This is a genomic window from Paenibacillus contaminans (assembly GCF_003285015.1).
In the GTDB taxonomy this organism is placed as follows: Bacteria; Bacillota; Bacilli; order Paenibacillales; family NBRC-103111; genus Paenibacillus_V; species Paenibacillus_V contaminans.
On the sequence record NZ_QMFB01000021.1, the window covers coordinates 48,197 to 68,175 of the forward strand.

Annotated in this window: 18 protein-coding genes and 1 riboswitch; of the genes, 6 read left to right on the forward strand and 12 right to left on the reverse strand. The window is 53.7% G+C overall.

What is annotated here, in order from left to right:
• Positions 1-31: 31 nt before the first annotated feature.
• From DQG23_RS28550 to DQG23_RS28575, 6 genes are all read right to left on the reverse strand, one after another.
• Positions 32-919, reverse strand: a complete 888-nt coding sequence (locus tag DQG23_RS28550; RefSeq protein WP_113034455.1) for a carbohydrate ABC transporter permease — start codon at positions 917-919, stop codon at positions 32-34.
• A 15-nt stretch (positions 920-934) separates the two neighbouring features.
• The gene (locus tag DQG23_RS28555; RefSeq protein WP_113034456.1) at positions 935-1,891 is read right to left on the reverse strand and encodes an ABC transporter permease; all 957 of its coding nucleotides are present in this window, start codon (positions 1,889-1,891) and stop codon (positions 935-937) included.
• 60 nt (positions 1,892-1,951) lie between these two features.
• The gene (locus tag DQG23_RS28560) at positions 1,952-2,953 is read right to left on the reverse strand and encodes a zinc-dependent alcohol dehydrogenase (protein WP_238178082.1); all 1,002 of its coding nucleotides are present in this window, start codon (positions 2,951-2,953) and stop codon (positions 1,952-1,954) included.
• A gap of 590 nt (positions 2,954-3,543) precedes the next feature.
• Positions 3,544-3,978 carry a BrxA/BrxB family bacilliredoxin gene (locus DQG23_RS28565; RefSeq protein ID WP_113034458.1) on the reverse strand — a complete coding sequence of 145 codons (435 nt, stop codon included), beginning with the start codon at positions 3,976-3,978 and terminating at the stop codon, positions 3,544-3,546.
• A gap of 150 nt (positions 3,979-4,128) precedes the next feature.
• On the reverse strand, positions 4,129-4,578 hold the full coding sequence (locus tag DQG23_RS28570; protein WP_113034459.1) for a DUF3905 domain-containing protein: 450 nt from the start codon (positions 4,576-4,578) through the stop codon (positions 4,129-4,131).
• Positions 4,579-4,597: 19 nt separating this feature from the next.
• Positions 4,598-5,626 (reverse strand): hypothetical protein, encoded by a 1,029-nt coding sequence (locus DQG23_RS28575; RefSeq protein WP_113034460.1) that lies wholly within the window; start codon positions 5,624-5,626, stop codon positions 4,598-4,600.
• Between the two features lie 295 nt (positions 5,627-5,921).
• Here DQG23_RS28575 and DQG23_RS28580 point away from each other — a divergent pair, with 295 nt between their 5' ends.
• The 3 genes from DQG23_RS28580 to DQG23_RS28590 all read left to right on the forward strand — a co-directional run bounded on the left by DQG23_RS28580 (position 5,922) and on the right by DQG23_RS28590 (position 8,209).
• Complete coding sequence (locus DQG23_RS28580; protein WP_113034461.1) at positions 5,922-6,113, forward strand: hypothetical protein; 192 nt, start codon at positions 5,922-5,924, stop codon at positions 6,111-6,113.
• 22 nt (positions 6,114-6,135) lie between these two features.
• Positions 6,136-7,479 carry an arsenic transporter gene (locus tag DQG23_RS28585; protein WP_113034529.1) on the forward strand — a complete coding sequence of 448 codons (1,344 nt, stop codon included), beginning with the start codon at positions 6,136-6,138 and terminating at the stop codon, positions 7,477-7,479.
• A 61-nt stretch (positions 7,480-7,540) separates the two neighbouring features.
• Positions 7,541-8,209, forward strand: coding sequence for a DUF2642 domain-containing protein (locus DQG23_RS28590; protein WP_113034462.1), 669 nt, complete (start codon positions 7,541-7,543; stop codon positions 8,207-8,209).
• 313 nt (positions 8,210-8,522) lie between these two features.
• Here the strand turns inward: DQG23_RS28590 and DQG23_RS28595 are convergent, their stop codons facing one another.
• The 5 genes from DQG23_RS28595 to DQG23_RS28615 form a co-directional block, all read right to left on the reverse strand.
• Positions 8,523-9,698, reverse strand: a complete 1,176-nt coding sequence (locus DQG23_RS28595) for a KamA family radical SAM protein (RefSeq protein WP_113034463.1) — start codon at positions 9,696-9,698, stop codon at positions 8,523-8,525.
• Positions 9,699-10,063: 365 nt separating this feature from the next.
• Positions 10,064-10,209, reverse strand: a riboswitch (cyclic di-AMP (ydaO/yuaA leader).
• A 130-nt stretch (positions 10,210-10,339) separates the two neighbouring features.
• Positions 10,340-10,903, reverse strand: a complete 564-nt coding sequence (locus tag DQG23_RS28600) for an NAD(P)/FAD-dependent oxidoreductase (protein ID WP_113034464.1) — start codon at positions 10,901-10,903, stop codon at positions 10,340-10,342.
• Between the two features lie 114 nt (positions 10,904-11,017).
• On the reverse strand, positions 11,018-12,565 hold the full coding sequence (locus tag DQG23_RS28605) for an MDR family MFS transporter (RefSeq protein ID WP_272949073.1): 1,548 nt from the start codon (positions 12,563-12,565) through the stop codon (positions 11,018-11,020).
• Positions 12,566-13,586: 1,021 nt separating this feature from the next.
• Positions 13,587-14,948 (reverse strand): ATP-binding protein, encoded by a 1,362-nt coding sequence (locus DQG23_RS28610; RefSeq protein ID WP_113034465.1) that lies wholly within the window; start codon positions 14,946-14,948, stop codon positions 13,587-13,589.
• Positions 14,945-15,676, reverse strand: coding sequence for a response regulator transcription factor (locus tag DQG23_RS28615; RefSeq protein WP_113034466.1), 732 nt, complete (start codon positions 15,674-15,676; stop codon positions 14,945-14,947). The genes DQG23_RS28610 and DQG23_RS28615 overlap by 4 nt, the downstream gene beginning before the upstream one ends.
• A 161-nt stretch (positions 15,677-15,837) precedes the next feature.
• Here DQG23_RS28615 and DQG23_RS28620 point away from each other — a divergent pair, with 161 nt between their 5' ends.
• Positions 15,838-16,593, forward strand: coding sequence for a hypothetical protein (locus DQG23_RS28620; RefSeq protein ID WP_113034467.1), 756 nt, complete (start codon positions 15,838-15,840; stop codon positions 16,591-16,593).
• A gap of 102 nt (positions 16,594-16,695) precedes the next feature.
• Here the strand turns inward: DQG23_RS28620 and DQG23_RS28625 are convergent, their stop codons facing one another.
• Positions 16,696-17,766, reverse strand: coding sequence for an LLM class flavin-dependent oxidoreductase (locus DQG23_RS28625; RefSeq protein WP_192894652.1), 1,071 nt, complete (start codon positions 17,764-17,766; stop codon positions 16,696-16,698).
• 222 nt (positions 17,767-17,988) lie between these two features.
• Between DQG23_RS28625 and DQG23_RS28630 the strand changes: the two genes are divergently transcribed.
• Complete coding sequence (locus tag DQG23_RS28630) at positions 17,989-19,371, forward strand: AraC family transcriptional regulator (protein WP_113034468.1); 1,383 nt, start codon at positions 17,989-17,991, stop codon at positions 19,369-19,371.
• 107 nt (positions 19,372-19,478) lie between these two features.
• The gene (locus tag DQG23_RS28635; RefSeq protein ID WP_113034532.1) at positions 19,479-19,889 is read left to right on the forward strand and encodes a VOC family protein; all 411 of its coding nucleotides are present in this window, start codon (positions 19,479-19,481) and stop codon (positions 19,887-19,889) included.
• Positions 19,890-19,979: the final 90 nt, after the last annotated feature.

A 19,979-nucleotide genomic window follows, 5' to 3' on the forward strand; every position in this document is an offset into this window, starting at 1 on the left:
ATTTAGCCTTGCGGCAAAGCCGCCGCCGGGCTTAGCCTTTGATGGCGCCCAGCAGCATGCCTTTGACGAAATACTTTTGAAGGAACGGATAAACGACTAGAACCGGAATGGTAGCTACGACGACGGTCGCCATCTTGATCGTCTCCGGCGGCAGCGCGTTCAGCGACGATTGCGGCACCGCGAGCTCCTGACTGACGGCAGGCGATTGAATCATATTCCGCAGCACGACCTGAAGCGGATAAAGCGTCCGGTCGCTCAAGTACATGATCCCGCCGAAGTAAGCATTCCAATGGCTGACCCCGTAGAACAGACCGAGCGTCGCCATAATCGGCATGGAGAGCGGGAGCACGATCCGGATCATCGTTCCGATATCGCCGCAGCCGTCCACCTTCGCCGCTTCTTCCACTTCGCTTGGCAGACCCTCGAAGTAGGTTTTCATAATCAGCATATTAAAGGAAGAGACGAGCCCCGGAATAATCAGCGCCCAGAGCGTGTTCATGAGCCCCGTCGCTTTAACCGTCATATAAGTCGGAATCAGACCGCCCGAGAACAGCATCGTGAATACGATCCCCATCAAGACAATGTTCCGGCCCGGCAAAAACTTTTTGGACAGCGGATACGCAAGCATCGTCGTTACCGCGAGATTAAGAGCCGTACCGACAACCGTGATGAAAATCGTAACCTGCAGCGCCTTCGGCACCGTGTTGCTCGAAAAGATCGTTTTAAACGCGTCAAGCGTTACGGAGGTCGGCCAAACGACGAACCCGCCGTTTTTGAGCACTTCCGTATAAGGCGTAATCGACATGACGATTACGAAGTAAAGCGGAAACAAGGTGGCCAAACAGAACAGCGTTAGGCCCGTATAAAGAACGGCATCGACGATGCGGTCCGATTTGGTTTTTTTCAATACGACTGACATGTGACGATGCCTCCTTTACCAGATGCCGGACCCGCCGACTTTTTTGGACAACTTGTTTGCGCCTAATACGAGCACGAGCCCGATAACCGATTTGAATACACCCATTGCCGCCGGTACGCTGAATTCCATCTGCTCGATACCTCTTCGGAATATCCATGTATCCAGAATATCGCCGACATCGTAAACCCTGGCGTTTAAGAAAATGTAGATTTGCTCGAAGCCGGCATCCATAATATGTCCGATCCGCAAAATTAACAGGAGAATGAACACTTCGCGAATGCCCGGGAGCGTAATATGCCAGAGCTGGCGCCAGCGCCCCGCTCCGTCGACTACGGCAGCCTCGTAAAGCTCATTGTTGATCGTGGAAAGGGCGGCCAAATAAATGATCGCGCCGTATCCGGTGCTTTTCCAAATATCCGTCGTAATGATTAACGACCGGAAATAATCCGAGTTGGTCAATACGTCGATCTGTCCCCAACCCATATCCCGGAACCAAGTGGTGATCAGTCCCGCGCCCGGCGCGAAGAACGAGAAGACGAGACCGTAAACGATAATCCAGGACAAGAAATACGGTCCGTACGTAATCGTTTGGACGATCCGCTTGAACCACTGCGCGCGGATTTCATTCAAGATCAGCGCCAGCATGACGTCCGGCAGCATGTTGAACACGATACGGTAGAAGCTGATCAACACCGTATTCTTGATCAATAGAGGGAAATCCGGCGAATTGAATATGACGCGGAAATTTTCAAAGCCGACCCATTCGCTCCCCCACATGCCTTTCATCAGATTGTACTTCTTGAAAGCGATAACCAATCCGAACATCGGGACATACTGGTAAACGATGTAATACAGAATGCCCGGAACCATTAGCAGATACAACCATTTGTAGCGGAGAAACGTCTTCCAGGCGCTGCGCTTTGGAATGTTCGCCGCAGGCGGCTCGGAAATCGCCGTCCCGTTCGCTTGCATCGTCCCCTCACCTCCATAATTTTTTCAGTTACACCCTAGTTGTCTGCATGGCGGTTATTTCTAAGCGTAACGAACTACAATTCCCATCGTCTGCTGAGGCGCCTCGGCCAAATTTTTGTACATGGCGGGCAAACCGTCGAGCAGACACTCGTTCGTAATCAGCGGCGTAACATCGATTCGTTTTCCGGCGAGCAACCGCAAAAACTCGTTCATGTTCCGGCCTTCCGTCCAACGTACATAACCGATCGGATAATCGACGCCTTCCTGCTCGTACGTTTGCTCGTAACGGCCCGGCCCTCCGGCCCGTGAAATATGAACGCTCGCTTCTTTCATAAAAAGCAGATCCCGGTCGAATTCCGTCCCGGTATCGCCGACGATCACGACGCGTCCGCGGTCGCGAAGCCAGTGAATCCCTTGATCGATCATGCTGTGCTTCCTGTTGCTCGCGCAAAGCAGAACGGCATCGGCCCCGTTGCAGGACGGATCGGCTTCGATCGCGCGCTTCAGCTCTTCCTCGTTGCGGCAAGCTATAGCTCCGATCGATTCAAGCATCTGGCAGCGCTCCTCCATCAGCTCAAGGCCGATAACGCGGTAGCACGCTGCGTGAGCGATGCGGGCAATCATCTGTCCGAGGATGCCCAGCCCCGCCACGATAATCGTTTCGCCGAAGCGCAGATCGGCTTGACGCAGCGCGTGAATCGCAATGGCGCCGATTCCGACGAACGCCGCTTCTTCCGGCCGAACCCCATCCGGGACCGGCGCGACAAGATGCTTCGGCAGCAAGAGGTAATCGCGGTGAGCGGGAACGCCGTAACATGCGACTCTTTGCCCGGGCACGACATGCGTCACGCCTTCGCCGACCTCTTCCACAATGCCTGTTGCGCTATAGCCTAAACTGGCGTCTTGTGAAGTATTTCCACTATTGCGGATCATCATGAGTTCCGTTCCGACACTGACGGCCGAATAATCCGTTTTCACTTTTACGAATTGAGCACGCATTCCGGGAACCGGAATATCGGTCAATTCCGCCGCGCCATTGCGGCCAATTACAGCTCTCATCATGCACAACCTCTTTCTGGTTTCAAACTGAGTCTCGCCAGGTGAAATTCTATATAACATAGAATAATCTAATTTGTTTCTGGTTTGTTTTTTAATTATATAGGTCGATTGGAAGCGATGTCAACGGCGAATTTTTACATCGATTTAATATGAAACCGCTGGCATTATTGAATTGGAACCGCTTACAGAAACATTTGTTCGTATGTCTATAAATTGTCGGTAATAAAACATATGCTTCGATTGTGATGTCTATGTGATAATTCTCGTTTTTGTGATTTACTTCTGATGTTATTTAAACCAGTACCCCTAAATAAATCGTTATTTATCCGGTTACAATAACAATTTCGACTTGATTCGACAAAATTCTTCGTCCCCCTCCTGCTATTCCGCTTCTCAATGGCATTGTTCTGGTTTGTTTTTGCCTCGTCAACAAACCAAGCCGACACGTACCGGGAGTGGATCAGAACAAATTAGGTTGCCGAGATTTAGAGCCGCTTCCACGATAACCTTTCTGAATAAATTAAGAAAAACCTAGCGGAACACCGCTAGGTTGGTTTCTTTTATACGAAAGCTTGCGTTTGCGCTGCTTCCTTTTACTTGCAGAACTCCTCGAAAGCCCCGGTCAAATCGGCTGCGATCATGTCGGCGGACCGGTCTTCGATTTGATGACGCTGGATAAAGTGAACCAGCTGTCCGTCCTTAAACAGGGCGATGGATGGGGAAGACGGCGGATATGGCGCCAAATATTCGCGCGCCTTCGCTGTAGCTTCCTTGTCCTGGCCGGCAAATACCGTAAACAACAAGTCGGGCTTCACTTCGTTCTGCAGCGCTTTTGCAACGCCCGGACGGCATTGTCCGGCTGCGCAGCCGCATACGGAGTTAATAACGAGAAGCGCCGTTCCTTTGGCATACGGCAAATTTTCCACGACTTCCTCAGGCGTGCGAAGCTCGGTGACGCCGATACGGGTCAAGTCGTCGCGCATGGGCTGAACCATGTCACGCATATATGATTCAAAAGACATCGACATTATTCATTCACTCCTCTTTTTCCATTTAAGAAAAGTTGCTTACCTCTTCATTATACATGGCAAGCAAGTGAATGCAAAGCATACCGTGTCTCTTTCGCGCACTTCAAAGCGGCTCCATGCCGAACGTGCCGTTCGAAGCCGGCCCCATCCTCACTCCCGGTTTTCCGCCGGGTCGTCGGACGCGTCATCAGGCTCTTTTACCGAACCGAGATCGTAAGAAGCATTTTTGTCCGGATGCATGAACATCCCCGTCTGCGGAGTGATCCCCCGTTCGAAATAATCGCGGTTTTCGCTTGTTTGAAACCCGACGTCCTTGAAGGGATGCACCCACTCGTCGCCCGACATTACGGCAGGATCGGTATTTTCGGTCCATTGCTCCAGCGGAGAATTCGAAGACTCGTAATCATGATCCCCGATCAAGACGCCGTGCTCGTTGACGAACGGCTCTTGTGGCCCCCGGCCTTGCCGAAACTCCGGTAAAAAATTGATTTCAAACGGATCCAAATCGGACCGGTCTTTCGTAACGGCTTCCGGCTGCGCTTCAGCCGTTTCTTGGTTTCCATGCGCATTTGTTTGCTTCCCGGTTTGTTCGCTGGTCATCGAAAGCAAGCCTCCCGACTCAGGTTGACGGGCGGTTCGGCCCGTTCAGTTTTTTATCGGTCTGTATCGTATCGTCCGCATGCCGCCGTTCCGCCTCGTTCTGCTGCGCCTGTTTGATTTGGGCCTTGGAATCGTTCGCTGCCATCATGTCTTGCTCCTTTGCGATAGTTTGGATATCCGCACCGCTCGCCATAGTATGCCTCGTTTCGGGAAATTGTATCAATCCGAACAACCGGGCGGCACTGCTCCCCAGCAGCGCCAGCGCCGCAAAGCCCCACTGCTCGGCCGTCAGCAGAAAAACCGTTTCTTTCGGTGGCTCCTTAAACAAGGACACGGCCAGCAAGCCAAGCCCGCCGTACGTGCATAAATCTCGAACGTATCCCCCTGTGCCAAGAGGCTCTTTCCTGCACCACAGCCAAACGCCGAGCGCCGCAGACAACAGCAACGCGTACGCACCCAAAGGGTGAACGCCGAAAAGCGAAGATTCCGATGCAATCGCCCACGGCAGTTCCGTTACTCTGCCGCCTTGCCACATGGCCGCCTGCCGCACCGTATAAGCCGCCAGGACGCCGAATGCCGCAGCATCGGCCGCCGTTTGCACGGGTATGCCCGCTTTGCGCAGCTGGAGCAGGACAAGCACGGCAGCGGCGACGGCACCAAGCACCACCATGTCCGGCGAGCTCCAATAGATAAGCAATCCGAGCGGCTGCTCCCAGATGATCGACGGCGTCTTCAGCAGAAAACCGAGCTTCCAAACCAGAAGCACGACAAACAAACCATTCGCAAAAATGTTCATCAGTGTGCTGCGTAAGAGTGGCTGCGGCTTAACCTCCTCATGAGCGCCATCTAAAGCGGAAACATCCGCGTCTATTTCCCGTTCGGTTCCGTCCGGGCCGTCCGCGAGACCTTCGGTACGGCGGCGGGACATGATTCGATCTTCGCGTTTTAATCGAAAGCTGACTACGGCATATCCCGCCAAAGCGGACAACAACACGCCGAGCAGGCTCCACTGCAGCTGCAGAGGCCCAAGCGATATGCTTTCAGGCATCGGTTACCCTCCCCATCGTTTCCGGCTTCTTCCTTTCCTTTGTACCATATTGGGCGTTGCCTTGCAAAACGCTAGATTACTATCTATCAACTAGCGTGGAATTTACAGCCCGGCAGGCTTTAACACGAGAGCAAACCGCCGGCAGGTTACGTATATATAAGGTATCACTATCTATCAATGATAGTTGGTAGGTAAAGAAAATCACTAGTTTAGTCACACGCTTATGACGAGCTTTCGCTAGCCGCTCGTTGATAGTCGATAGTCATGCACAACATTCAAAGGAGGGTGCATCGTTATGGTCTTGGCCATCGCCGCAGCAACAATGGGCTTCAACCGTATTTTGCATGGGACGGCAGCCGTCGCAGCCCGCAGCTTGCCGCCCGGAGCAGCGCTCGAAGACGACCGTTCCCGTTCTCCGACAAAAACGCTCAATCGGCACCGGAGGGTTTCAGAGAAGGGCAATAGAGTCTTAAAGGAAAAAGGGTGACAAGATGAACATTTCCTCCTCCATGGTTTCACTGACCGTTCTTGCATTTCTTTTTACAATGGTACTCGTCCTATGGCGGCCGAGAGGAATGAATGAAGCGATCCCCGCCACCTTCGGCGCGCTGATCGTGCTTGCAAGCGGAAGCGTATCGTTAGCGGATTTGGGTACAATCGGGGAAACGATAGGCGGGGCGGCCATAACCATAATGGCGACCATCGTCATGGCGATCGTCCTGGAAAGTTTCGGGTTTTTCGTCTGGGCCGCCGAAGGGCTTGCCGCCAGAGCGAAGGGCGACGGAGTCCGGCTTTTCTGGTACGTCAATCTGATCTGTTTTCTGATGACGCTGTTCTTCAACAATGACGGCAGCATTCTGATTACAACGCCGATCCTGCTCATTCTCCTCAAAAACCTCGGACTCAAGAACCACGAGAAAATTCCTTATCTATTATCCGGAGCCTTAGTCGCAACAGCATCCAGCGCCCCAATCGGCGTCAGCAACATCGTAAACCTGATCGCGCTTAAAATCGTCGGCATGGACCTCTATATGCACACGCTCATGATGTTCGTTCCGGCAACGCTCGGCCTTCTATTTTTGGTGCTCGTTCTGTTTCTATGCTTTTATAAACAGCTGCCGCGAAAGCTTCGGACGCCTTCCCGGGGCATTCCGTACCAAGGTCCGGGAAAACATCCGTTAGGCACACAATCGAACCAATCGTTCTTCCTTCCCCAAAATCGGGATACCTTCATGCGCAACCTGCTCTTATTCGTTTTCTCCATTCGCGTGAGCTTGTTCGTCGCTTCCTACTTACACATACCGATTGAAATCGTCGCCGTTTTCGGCTCGGCGGTTTTGCTGTTATGGCGCTGGTACTATTTGAAGGTTACGCCTGTCGATATGCTCAAAAAAACGCCGTGGCATATTCTCGTTTTTGCGTTCGGCATGTATGTAATCATTTACGGCTTGCATAATATCGGGTTGACCGATTGGCTCGTTCGCGTCATCCAGCCGATGATTGCCGGCGATCTGCTCAACGCCAGCTTAACGATGGGCGCCCTGCTGTCGATCATGTCCATCTTCTTCAACAACCATCCGGCCTTAATGGTCGGGACGCTTACTTTGACCAGCATGCATCTCGATCCGCTGACGCTCAAGATCGCTTATCTCGCAAGCGTCATCGGCAGCGATTTAGGCTCCTTGCTTTTGCCGATCGGTACGTTAGCATCACTTATCTGGCTTCATATTCTTCGCCAGCATCGCGTAAAAATCAGTTGGAAGGACTATGTGAAGGTTACGATTATCGCGATTCCGGCTTCGGTTCTCTTCACGCTCGTTTGCCTCGCATTTTGGGTGGATTGGATTTACTAGTCGGCAGCAGCCGAAACGAAAATGAACGGTTCCCGTTACTATTTTGGCAGGGGGATTTCTTATGCAGACTTTGAAAACGTATTTAGGAAAGGAAGTCATCGTCGAGCTGTCCGGCGAACGCAAACGCTCCGGTATGCTGATCGATTGCGGACCGGATGTGCTCGTAATCTACGAGGATACCAAATATTTATATATTCCCGCAGCTCATATCCAACACATGGAGGTCAGCTCCAAGAAAAATTCGGAATACGCGCAGCCTCCGCACAAAAAAGCCCGCAGTGACGATTCGCTAAGCTTCGCCAAGATCGTACAAGAGGCGCAAGGGTTGCTTACGGAGCTTTGCCTTGCCGAGCGGCAATCGGTTTATGGTCATATCGCCCATTTCAGAGACGACTATATCGTATTCCATTCGCCGGTTCATCAAACGCTGCTGATTCCGGTATTCCATATCAAATGGCTCAGCCCGTATGAAGGCGGCCTGCTTTCCTGCGGCAAACCCGGACTCACGGCAGCGGACACTTCCGCGGAATCGTATGCCGATTCGTTCGAAGCTCAGATCCGATCATACGAAGGCAAGGTCGTCATGCTCGACTTCGGCCTGAAATCAAACCGGTTGGGAACTCTGGAAAAAGTGGAGAATCATACACTGGCATTCGTCACACCGGATCAAAAATGGCAGTACTTCCATATCAGCCACGTCAAAAACTGCGCCAGCCCGATACGGAAATAGCTGCGATCGACCTCTTTCACAGGGGGCCGGATCTTCGTCGACGAGCACATCCTCTTGCCTGCCTTGGCGGAGGAGCTTCTCGACGACGGTCTCGGCCTCTTTTTTGGTTCAAAAAAGCCCTGAAGAGCTCCCAACTTTTTCCACTCTCATCCGAATGGCGGACCTGCGAATCGGGAGAAGTTGAGAGCACTCTGAGCGACGGATAGACGACATTACGGAGCGTCACATGAGAACGCGCATATGGGGGCATCGTTGAAAAGAAAAACATTCGATTCGAGGAGTCGCTTTTGGAGCCTTCGCCTCACGACGATTTTTAACGTGTGGTTACGCGCTTTTTTTGCGGCATATCCGGCAGCTCGTTTACGGAAACGACGCGGTTCGTTTTTTTGACCGGTTTGATCCAATGTCTCTCATTTCCCGGCAGATCGTCGAACCATGCGGCATCATCGGGGCAATCGAGCGTCATAAATTTGCCGTAATGGCCGTCGCGGGACTGGTGGTATTTCAAATACGCCTTGCCGTTTTCGATCGCCAAAATTTCAATTTTGCCGGACGTATGGCTCATCGAAAGCCGCACTCTTTTGCCGAGTCCCGACGTTCTGGCTTTAGCGCCCTCCACGATCCGGTAAACTTCGTTCAGCGGAAGGACGAAATCGCGATTGCCCGCTACCGGACGATTGATGAAAAAGTAATAGGGCGTTACGCCGGCCCAAGAAAGCCTGTTCAGCAGCTCGCCCAGCACCTCGGGGTCGTCGTTGATCCCTTTGAGCACCGGTGTCTGATTAACTACAATCGCGCCTGCCTCATGAAGGGCTTTGAAGCCTTGTATAGCTTCCGGCGTAATTTCGCGCGGATGATTGATATGCGCCATCACATAAATGCGTTTTTCCGGCGTCGAGAACTCGCGGATCGTCTCCAGCAGCTCTTCGTCCTCGTAAATCCGCATCGGATTAAAGACCGGAATTTTGGAGCCTAAACGAATGATTTGGACATGAGGAATTTCGCGCAAACGTTCCAAAATCATGCGCAGCTTCGGCGTCGCCAGAATCAGACTGTCTCCCCCGGTAAGCAGAACGTTGTTGATTTCCGGATTGGCGGCGATATAAGCAAGGCCCGGTTCGACATCGGACATCGCTTCCTTAACGTCATTGCGGAACAGTCTCTTGCGGAAGCAATACCGGCAATAGGAGCCGCAAACCTCCGAAACGATCAGCAGCGCGGTCGTGCGATACTTATGCTGGCAGCCCGGCACGACGTAATTGGTGTCCTCGTCCGACGCATCCCAGCGCCCGTATTCCTCCAGCTCGCCTTCATTCGGAATGACAAGCTTGCGGATCGGGTCCTGCGGATCGTTCCAATCGATAAGATTCAAGTAATAATCGTTGACTCGAAACACAAACTTCTCGGTAATTTGCTTAAGCCGGGCCCTTTCCTTCTCGGGTATCGACGTAATTTTCTCGATATCGGTAATGTACTTTGGTTGTGGCATGGCATTTTCCTCCTAAGGTTGTGTTGGATTTTTTCATCTATGTGATCCCCATGATCCGGCCGATTGCCTAAAGCGTCCGATAAATAAACGCCATGACCGTATCGAATGGGGGCTAAGCGCCCTATCCCTCCCAGTGAATGTTGGAAATCCGACCTGCAAGATCGATTCATCCATACCTAGCATTCTTGCTTCGACGTTACGCCAAACCGACCCGATAGAACCTCGCATTCCGGCAAAAAATGAAAAAACCGGCTCTGCAGCAACCGCAACAAAACAACATTGCGCTTGAGCAAGCCGGGAGGTCCGAAAAAATGCAAAAAGACCCTATTCACGGGTCAAAGCGTGCAGCAAATAATAAAGATCGGATTTGACCCATCCCCTGCTGACGAGGTTAGCTGACGGACTCGGGAAAGATGGTTCCCTACGATTCAACCTTCAAATCGATTCGCCCCAGAAAAGTGGTTCCCCCGCTTTCCGATTTGTACAATCGGAAATTAAGCGCAAACAAATTGTAGCTCATTATGGAAAAAAAGTCAAATTAGCTCCCCTTGTCCCAGCGATTTATTTAAGCTAAATAAGGGGGATTAATCGAAAAGCTGCCGGGGCTCGAAATTCCCCGGCAGCATAAACCGCTAAATGATTTACGCCTTCAGCACGTCGTGATCGACGTAACGCGCGCCGTTCAGCTCGCTGATTACGTTGATTGCGACCTTCGCGCCGTCGCCGGCGGTGACGATCGTATGCATGCTGACGCCTGCGCAGGTGCCTGCGGACCAAACGCCGTCGACATTCGTGCGACCTGCTGCATCGACCTTCAAAATTTTTGCGATGCGCGGCTCGGTACCCGGGATTACCTCGATACCGGACGCTTCCGCCACATCGACCATCATGCCTGTAGCGACGATAACATGCTTCGCTTCGTAGGAGCCGTTCTCCGTGGAAACGGTCAGCCCTTCGCCGCTCTTAGCGATGCCGGTTGCCTTATCCTCCACGTATTCCGCGCCGAATTTAGCGGCTTGCTCCTTGCCAATCGCGACGAGATCCGGGCCGGTAATCTCCTTTACGCCGTAGTGGTTTTCAACCCATGCGCGTTTGGTGACGCTTTTGTCGTTGTCGATGACGAGTGTCTTCTTACCCGATTTTGCGGCGAAAATAGCTGCGCTGGACCCGGCAGGTCCTCCTCCGATAATAACGATGTCGTACATGTTCAAACACTCCTTTAAGTATGATGGGTCTTAACAGCAATTCAAGCTTCCCCTAGGCCAAAAACTTTTATGCATAAGCTCCGCGACGAATAGCCGCGAAGCGGCCGGGCTTCCTTATTCGGCGCCTCCGGCATTGGCAGGCATGGCCGCCGGCTGTGCGCCGCTTTGCCGCTTGGGCAGCAGGAACGAAATCGCCAAAGCGGCGACCGAAAAAACGACAAGCAGCAAAAAGATGCTGTGCATGCCGGAAACAAGCACTTCCCGCATCGCCTGCCTCCCTCCCTCCGGCAGCTGCGCCGCCGTCTCGGGATTGATGAGCCGATTAATATCCTCCAGCTTCATTCCTCCGGACTCCGCTTGCTTGCTTGAGAGCTCTGAGGCCAAACGCGAGTTGAAATAAGTCCCGTAAACGGCCACGCCGAACGTTTGTCCGAGCGTACGGAAGAGCGTAATCGAGGCTGTCGAAACGCCCCGCATCGTCCAGTCGACCGCAGATTGGGCGGTGACGGTGAAGACGGTCACCACGATACCGAAGCCGATGCCGTACAGGCCGGTGATGACATAAAACGCAAACTGCGACGCCGAAATATCGAGCAGCGCAAGCCACAAAGAGCCGATAATAAGAACGATGATCCCGAGAATGGCGCTGTAACGCGAGCCTTTCTGCACCAGCAGCCTTCCGCTGAAAAAGGCTCCCACCGTCCATGTGATCGTCATAGGCGTGATGGCGAAGCCCGCGTAAGTCGCGCCATAGCCGAGTACGCCTTGAATCCACATCGGAATGTACACCATGATGCCGATCATCACCATGCTCGTCAGGAAGCTGACCACGCTTGCGACGGCGATGTCACGGATGCGGAACAGCTTAAGCGGAAGCATCGGCTCCGACGCTTTCGTCTGCACGTAAAGGAATAACGCCAGGAAGACGACGGCCGCCGCGTAAAGGAGCAGCATCGACGGCGATGCCCAGCTGTGCGTTTCGCTGCCTCTCTGCAGCGCATAAAGCAGAGCCACCATACCGATCGTGAACGTTACCGCGCCGGCATAGTCGATCTTCTTCCGGCTTCGTTCGAACGATTCCTTCAAGGACGCCGCGACCAGCACCATCGAAAGCAAGCCGAATGGCACGTTAATGAAGAAAATCCAGTGCCAGGTAAGCACATCGACAAAAAAACCGCCTACAAGCGGACCGACGACGCCAGCCACGCCCCAGATCATTCCGATGATACCTTGCACTCTTGCGCGCTGCTCCATCGGGTACAAATCGCCGATAATCGTAAAGGTCACCGGCATAATCGCGCCCGCGCCGATCCCTTGCAGCGCCCGGAACCAGATCAGCTGATCCATATCTTGCGCGAACCCGCACAGCGTCGACCCGATCAGGAACAGCACCGTGCCGATTGTAAAAATAATTTTGCGGCCGAACAAATCGGCCAGCTTCCCGAATATGGGCGTCGTTACGGCCGATGTAAGCAAGTATACGGCGAACACCCAATTCATACGCTCCAGGCCGTGCAGCTCGCTGACGATCGTCGGCATCGCCGTACTGACGATCGTTCCTTCGATCGCCGTCAGGAACGTCGCCACCATCAAGGCAATCGTCACGTTCCGACGGTTCGAGCCGCTGCTCGGCGCTGCGCTGTCATTCATCATTTGCGACATACAGGCCTCCTAAATACTAAGCAATAATACTATATGTTTGAATAAGCCCCTAATTCGAAACTTAATATACATTTCATACATAATAGTATGTTAAATTATGCGATTATATGGATGGAAAGTCAACCCTTTTTTTGGGCGCCCAAGCGTCAAAGATAGACGGCTTCGCCGTCCAAATCGCTTTCGAAGAAAGCGGCTTCGTATGCATAAACTGGGACAAGGCATTTGATCGTGCAACGGATCGTGATCGGCATAATAAGGCGAAGTTTACTATTCGTGAGGCAAACTTCACTATTTCACACCGAAAACCCGTGTTTTGGTGAGGTAATGAGGCAAGCGCTACTATTAGTAAGGTAAATCTCATTGTTTCTAGCCGAAAACCCGTGTTCTGGTGGCATAATGAGGCAAACGCAACGAATAGTGAGGCAAACGAAATTGATAGTTACGTTTGCCTCACTATTTGGCGAAAAGGAGTGTTTTACCGGTTGAATAGTGAGGACAGCCTCATGAACAATAAGGTTTTCTACACTAATCGCACGGTTCGTGCACAACCATTACGATATCCGTGTTTTTGCTTTCATAACCAGGTTATCAATCCCTAGTTTTAGACTTGACGGCGTACTAGCCTCATTCTTTCTTGCCAATTTCTCGAGTTCGGCGGTACAGTAAGGAAAAACTCACTACTTCTCTTGTTAGGAAAAAAAGGAATAGTAAGTTTTCCCTCATTCTTTTGCCGAAAACGCTATGTTGTTTCGAAAATAGTGCGCCTAGCCTCATGAACAATGTGGTTTTCTTCACTATCTCGACTCATCGACTTATGGCGGGTTCCTCCCGTATACGAATAGCTTTATAGAATGTAAACTTTCTGAAACTACAAGGATAAACGGCTGCGCCATCCTAGATACTTTCGAGAAAGGCGACTTCGTAAGCATAAATCGGGAAGTGCACGTTAATCGTTAAAAAAGCAAAGCCCGGGATTCCGGGCTTGTCCTGCGATAAGATACCCCGCATTACGTTCCTGCAGTCAAGCTGCCGCCGGAAGGCGCAGCGAGAAGACTGCGCCGCCTTCCGACCGGTTCCCCGCTTTGATCCGGCCGCCGCAGCGCTCGACGATCGCCCGGGAGATGGCGAGGCCGAGGCCGGTTTCGCCATCCTTGCCTTTGACGAACCTGTGGAAAAGATGAGGCAGCAGCTGCTCCGGTATGCCCTTGCCGTCGTCGGCGATTGAGATAATGATTCCTCCATCTTCCATCCTGGCTTCGATTGCGATGCAGCGGTTCGCGTAACGCGCGGCGTTCGATACGACGTTCAGCAGCGCCTGCAGCAGCTTATCCCGGTCGACGCTCACCATTAACGGATTACGCGCCTCTTCGCGGCAAGCGGTGCGGAGCTCCAGCCCTTTGGCGACGACAAGCGGGTTGATCCGCTCGACCGTCTCCTCCAGCATCTCCTTGATATTGACCGCAGCCGGCCGAAAAATATCCTCTTCGCTGTCCAGCTTGGCGAGCAGCGTCATCTCCGTGACGATCCGCTTCAGTCGGCCGCTCTCGCTTAAGATGATATCCAGCCCCTTACGCGTACCTTCGCCCTCGAACACACCGTCCCGTATTCCCTCCGCATAACCCGCAATCGACATAAGCGGCGTCTTGAGCTCGTGGGACGCGTTCTGGATAAACTCCTTCTGCACGCGGTTGTATCTGTCCAGCTCGCCCGCCAGCTCATGCACGGTTTGCGCGACGGCTCCGATTTCGCCTCCGGCTTTAACGAGCTTCACTTCGGCAAAATGGCGCGCCTTCACCTTTTTCAGCTCTTTCTGCAGCTCCATGAGGGGCCGGATAAGCTTTTGCGTGATGAGCGCGCTCAGCAGCAGCACCAGCGTCCCGCCGACGCCCAGTACGATCAGCAGCTTTCCGAGCAGCGCACGCTCGATCGCATTGATCTTGCTGACCGGCGTCAGAAGCGTCAATGTGCCTTCGGGCAACGTATTCACGCTGTATATATAGCGGTTATCCTTCCCCTCCCAGAGCGCTTGGAGAGCGACCGGCTCCGCCGTCGCCAAAGGCTGGACGGAAGTCGACTCCGTAAGCGAAAATCCCGGCACCGGGCCGGTCACGATGTTCCCGTCCGCGTCCGAAAGGATCGCCTCTACGCCGGAAACTGCAGGAACGGCGGTAAGACTTATAGAAGCCGCGCCTGTGGTCTGAATGGGCTGCGCGTCATTTACGCTCAGTTGCGAAGACAAGGTAGCTCCCATCTTGGTCAGCTCCTGCTTTTGCGTCCCGATAAGATGATCCTGCAGCACGTAGTGAATCAATAACGCCGTCATCCCCAGCACGAGAACGAGCAGCAGGCCGAATGCAAGAATGATTTGATGAAGCAGCTTCATTGCGGATGCCCTCCGTCCATTCTTAACCGGTAGCCGTGTCCCCATACCGCCTGGACCGGCAAACGGTTCATTTTTTTGCGCAGACGCTTGATAAGATGATCGACCGCCCGATCGCTTCCGAAATAGTCGTCTCCCCAGACGAGAACAAGCAGCTCATCCCTCGTATAAGCGCGGTTCGGGTGCTCGGCGAATACTTGCAGCAGCGAGAATTCCTTGAAGGTAAGCTCGATCTCTTCCTTCTCCCAGAAAGCGCGCCTCTCCTCGGGCAAAAGCGTGAGCGGGCCGAGCCCGATCCCCGGCTGTCCGCCCGCGGCCGCTCTGCTTGACGGATTCGGCGACTGATCGTCCGTCCCTCTGAGCTTATACCACTTCTGCATCTGCCGCTTCACGCGGGCGACGAGCTCGCGCGGGCTGAACGGCTTGACCATATAGTCGTCGCCTCCCAGCTCCAGGCCGAGTATTTTATCCACCTCGTTGTCCTTGGCGGAAATCATAATGATCGGCACCTCGGCCTCTTGACGGATCCGTCTGCACAATTCGAAGCCGTCCATGCCCGGAAGCATGATGTCCAGCACCCACATATCGGGAGGGTCGTTCCGCCACAGCTCCCATGCCTCCTCGGCCGTTCCCAGCCCGATCGTCCGGTAATTTTCCTTAATCAAATAGGCCTCAACGAGATTGCGTATATGCTGGTCGTCGTCAACGACGGCGATGACGTAATCGTTCATTCTCCATAACCTCCTGCCGAAATCCACTTCTATTATAGCAATCCGGATACCCGCATGGGCTTGTGCCATCGTTTTTCCACAATTCCACCAACGGCCTGCCATACTTGGGCGATAAACTGAGACTTGTAAAACAAAATCCCACTTTAAAGGAGTGTCTCGCCTTGAAGCACAAACAATTCGTCAAAAACATCGCCTTGTCCGCCCTGATGGTGTCCGCCATCGCCGTCCCTGCAGCCGCCAATGCGGAGAGCGGAACGAAACAGGCCAATCACCAAACGGCTTCCCAGGAGGCGCCCACGGCTACAATTACGTTAAAAGCCATACCGTCCGTCGCCGCCGTTCAACTGGCCGATCCATTAAAGCTGGCCAAAGAATACGCTCCTGACACAGTGACGGATTGGGAGCAAACGCTGGAGAAATACAATGCTCTTGCAGGCCGCGGATTCACGTTCGCAACGCTGGAAGAGGGCACAGCTTCGCTTGTCCCCGCAGGCGACGCGCCGATCGAGTTTAAAAAGTCGATCCTGGCTTCTGCGGAAACGGTTCAAACGCTCCCTGAACAAGGAGTCGACGGAAATCGAAACATCCGGTTCAGCCTAACCGCCAAATCGGCGGAGCCGATTGCCGGTGGCAGCGGAAACGTCACTCTTCCAAAAAGCGATTCTGCAGGACAAGTTTCCGCCGTTATCGCCGTATCGCAAGACGATCCGAAAGGTAACGCCTCGCTGCAAACCGTCTCGGAAGGCAAGATCGTTACATTAGAGGCTTCCCCTGTCGCCGATTCCTTCATCGAAGGACAGATCGCCCTTCATGAGGCGGTTCAATCGAAGGATGCCGAAGCGATCAAGAAATCGCTCGCAGAGCTTTTGAAGCTGTATAAAGCACAAATCGAGAAGCTGGAGCAAGCGGCGGAGTAAGCAGTATAGAAAAAGGTTAGAGAAAAAGAAACGGCCGGGGCCCCAAACGGGGACCCCGGCTTTTTAGCGGCTATGCCGCCGCTTCCCGTCCGGCGGACTCAGCTATCCCTGCTTCCCGTCCCGGGCCAGCTCCTTGCGGACGATCGGCGCGACCTTGGTGCCGAGAAGCTCGATCGCACGCAGCACTTCGCGGTGCGGCATCGTGCCGACGTTTACGTGCAGGAAGAAGCGCGTGACCCCAAGATTTTTGCGCAGCAAAATAATTTTCTCCGCGACAAACTCGGGATCGCCGACGTAGAGAGCGCCCCGCAGGGTTCGTGCGGCGTCAAAGCTTGCACGAGTGTACGGGGGCCAGCCGCGCTCGCGCGCAAGGACGTTCATTTGGGCCTGCGTCGATGGGAAAAACGTATCGGCAGCCTGCTCGGTCGTTTCTCCGACAAAGCCGTGTGAATGCGTCGCGATCTGCAGCGTATCCGGATTATGACCGGCCCGCGCGGCAGCCTCCTTATAAAGCGATACTAATGGAGCAAAGCTCTCGGGCATTCCGCCGATAATAGCGAATGCGATAGGAAGCCCCAGCATGCCTGCACGTATAGCCGATTGCGCATTGCCCCCGCTTGCGATCCATACCTGCAGAGGACTCTGCACGGACCGCGGATAAACGCCCAGGCTGCGGATCGCCGGACGATGGCCGCCGCGCCAAGTCACCTTCTCCGAGGCCCGGATCGCAAGCAGCAGCTCCAGCTTCTCTTCGAACAATTCGTCGTAATCGTCCAGACTGTACCCAAAAAGCGGGAAAGACTCGATGAACGAGCCCCGGCCCGCCATAATTTCGGCCCGGCCGTTAGAGATGCCGTCCAGGGTGGAGAAGGCTTGGTACACGCGAACCGGGTCGTCCGAGGACAGCACGGTAACGGCGCTCGTGAGCCGTATCCGCTTGGTCATGGCAGCGGCGGCCGCAAGAACGACGGCGGGTGCGGAGCCCGCATAATCGGCTCTATGATGCTCCCCGACTCCGTATACGTCCAGGCCGACCTGATCGGCCAGCACGATCTCCTCAACCGCGTCGCGCAGCCTTTCCGCGTGGCTGATGACCTTCCCTGTCACGGGATCCGGCGTGCTCTCCAAAAATGTACTGATTCCTATTTCCATACTTGTTGCCAGCTCCGTCATTTTGTTTCGCCTCCTTCAATATCTCTAGTTTACTCATTTATTTATCGTTTCTCAAATTTAGTAAGTAAAAATATTTAATAGGCATAAACTTGTATGCCGTGAAAGATATCTTTTACGGTATGTTGATAAAAAAATACACTCCAAGCCCGAAGCATTCTGCTATGATAATTCCAACATAAGTAAATTTCCCGGGTTTCGCAGCCGAATCAAAGGAGGGCCGATATGCACACGGCAGCTATTGTCCAGCGCGCGATCGATTATATCGAGGAACATCTTGACGAGCCCTTGGAGCTTGAGCAAATCGCCGAAGCGGCTGCGATGTCGGTGCCGAATCTGTATCGCATGTTTTATGCCGTAACGGGCCATCCCATCAAAGAATACATACGCAAACGTAGAACGAGCGAGGCGGCCTGCCTCCTTCGTCATACCGGGCTTCCCGCCATCGAAATCGGGTTCCGCTGCGGCTTCGATACGTATCAAACGTTCACCAAATCGTTCAAGCGAACCACCGGCCTGACTCCGGGCTTATACCGGCGAGCCGGGCTGATTTACAGCTTCGAGCGAATCGACACCAATGAATACGAATCTTACTTGGAGGAACGGGAGGTGTCCGAGCGTTATCCCGACGTGAAGGTTATACGGCTGGATCCCCGCATAGGAATCGGCTGCCTGCACGCCGCCGAGCACGAAGAAGGATTGGAGGCTGCGGCTGTCAGCCGGTTTCGAGCCCTTCTGGCGGCAAGCGAAAATCTTCCGGGCCGCATGCGAATTTTCGGCTGGAACGTCGGGCCCGACCGGGAATCGGAGAAGCCATACGGCTACCAAATGGCGGCTGTATGCGAGATTGAGAGCGACAGCGAACGCCTGCCGGCGCATCCGGACCTGCGCCCCATCGAATTGCCCGGCGGCCTCTATGCCGTGTCGCGAACGCCAGCAGGCTCCGGCGCCGCCATCGTCGCCTCCTGGAACCGGCTGCTGTCCGAATGGCTGCCCCGAAGCACATTCGAGCTGGGGGAGCACGGCTATTTTCTGGAAGAGTATCAGCCGTTCGGCAGCCATATCGCCCGCATGAAGCTGTATCTTCCCGTAAAGCGCGGCCAAGAGCCGGCGACGATCGGAATCGGCGAACGGCCGCCGGTGACGGTCATATCCTTTCGAGCCGAAGGCGCCGATTGCGTAACGCAAGCCGACAAAGCCTCGGTCGACTGGCTGACCCGCCATGATTTTGCCGGCGACGGCCGCCTTCGAATATTTATGAGCTGCAGCTTCCCGCAGAGCGAAAGCGAAAGCAGCTTTTATAACGTGTACCTTTCACTGCCTGAAAACTTCATTCCATCCGAGGAAGACAGTTTTCGGGTTACCCGGCTGGAAGCCGGATTGTATGCCTCTTTGACGACCAAAGCTTACGGTTCGATGACGGGCGTACTGGAGCGGATCTATCGATGGCTCGGCACATCTTCCGAATATGCGGAGGATGAAGAACGCTTCTGGTATGTCAGCTATATGCCGGCCGGAAGCGGCAAGGAGACGGATCGGGCTGCCGCCGATTGGGAGCGGTCGGTGACCGTCGAGTGCTGCGTGCCGGTCATTTCCAAGAATACATAAACGGAGGATCATTCATGAGCCAAATGCCGCTGCGCAAAAAACTGCCCGAAGGCTACCGTCCGGTTATAATTCCTAAGGCGCTAAAAATCATAAATGGAGGAAATCCAATGAACGAACAACAGCAAACCCAAGAAGGCTCCGCAACAGCCAGTCCGATCAAAAACAAAGTCGGAAGCATCTTTGTCCCGGTTCGGGATATCGAGAAGTCCCGCAGCTGGTACTGCCGGGTTCTCGGGCTGAATGAAGCCGATTGCCCCATAAGTTCCGGCCATCTGTGTCCGCTTCTCATGGATGGTACCGGCATTATTCTTGATACGATGCCGATGTGGGGAGGCGACCGTCCGGGCGGAGCGCCCTCCATCGAGACCCCTGCCTTTATGCTGATGACCGATAATCTCCAGGCTTCGCTGGACTATATGAAAGAGCTCGGCGTGGAGCTCGTCACCGAAATCGAGCATGACCATTGGTTCGTCGTAAAGGACCCGGATGGCAACAAATTGATGATTTGCAAGGAGTAGCGATACATCTGCACGGGTTAGCGGGGGCGAAAATTCGTACTCGTTCGAACAATCGCGATGCGGCGGTCGGCTCGGATATCGGTAGCAGAG

What these genes read in the sequence shown, in the direction of transcription:
- DQG23_RS28550 (WP_113034455.1), bottom strand. Translation starts at nt 919, where the DNA reads ATGTCAGTCGTATTGAAAAAAACCAAATCGGACCGCATCGTCGATGCC.
- DQG23_RS28555 (WP_113034456.1), bottom strand. Translation starts at nt 1,891, where the DNA reads ATGCAAGCGAACGGGACGGCGATTTCCGAGCCGCCTGCGGCGAACATT.
- DQG23_RS28560 (WP_238178082.1), bottom strand. Translation starts at nt 2,953, where the DNA reads ATGATGAGAGCTGTAATTGGCCGCAATGGCGCGGCGGAATTGACCGAT.
- DQG23_RS28565 (WP_113034458.1), bottom strand. Translation starts at nt 3,978, where the DNA reads ATGTCGATGTCTTTTGAATCATATATGCGTGACATGGTTCAGCCCATG.
- DQG23_RS28570 (WP_113034459.1), bottom strand. Translation starts at nt 4,578, where the DNA reads ATGACCAGCGAACAAACCGGGAAGCAAACAAATGCGCATGGAAACCAA.
- DQG23_RS28575 (WP_113034460.1), bottom strand. Translation starts at nt 5,626, where the DNA reads ATGCCTGAAAGCATATCGCTTGGGCCTCTGCAGCTGCAGTGGAGCCTG.
- DQG23_RS28580 (WP_113034461.1), top strand. Translation starts at nt 5,922, where the DNA reads ATGGTCTTGGCCATCGCCGCAGCAACAATGGGCTTCAACCGTATTTTG.
- DQG23_RS28585 (WP_113034529.1), top strand. Translation starts at nt 6,136, where the DNA reads ATGGTTTCACTGACCGTTCTTGCATTTCTTTTTACAATGGTACTCGTC.
- DQG23_RS28590 (WP_113034462.1), top strand. Translation starts at nt 7,541, where the DNA reads ATGCAGACTTTGAAAACGTATTTAGGAAAGGAAGTCATCGTCGAGCTG.
- DQG23_RS28595 (WP_113034463.1), bottom strand. Translation starts at nt 9,698, where the DNA reads ATGCCACAACCAAAGTACATTACCGATATCGAGAAAATTACGTCGATA.
- DQG23_RS28600 (WP_113034464.1), bottom strand. Translation starts at nt 10,903, where the DNA reads ATGTACGACATCGTTATTATCGGAGGAGGACCTGCCGGGTCCAGCGCA.
- DQG23_RS28605 (WP_272949073.1), bottom strand. Translation starts at nt 12,565, where the DNA reads ATGTCGCAAATGATGAATGACAGCGCAGCGCCGAGCAGCGGCTCGAAC.
- DQG23_RS28610 (WP_113034465.1), bottom strand. Translation starts at nt 14,948, where the DNA reads ATGAAGCTGCTTCATCAAATCATTCTTGCATTCGGCCTGCTGCTCGTT.
- DQG23_RS28615 (WP_113034466.1), bottom strand. Translation starts at nt 15,676, where the DNA reads ATGAACGATTACGTCATCGCCGTCGTTGACGACGACCAGCATATACGC.
- DQG23_RS28625 (WP_192894652.1), bottom strand. Translation starts at nt 17,766, where the DNA reads ATGACGGAGCTGGCAACAAGTATGGAAATAGGAATCAGTACATTTTTG.
- DQG23_RS28630 (WP_113034468.1), top strand. Translation starts at nt 17,989, where the DNA reads ATGCACACGGCAGCTATTGTCCAGCGCGCGATCGATTATATCGAGGAA.
- DQG23_RS28635 (WP_113034532.1), top strand. Translation starts at nt 19,479, where the DNA reads ATGAACGAACAACAGCAAACCCAAGAAGGCTCCGCAACAGCCAGTCCG.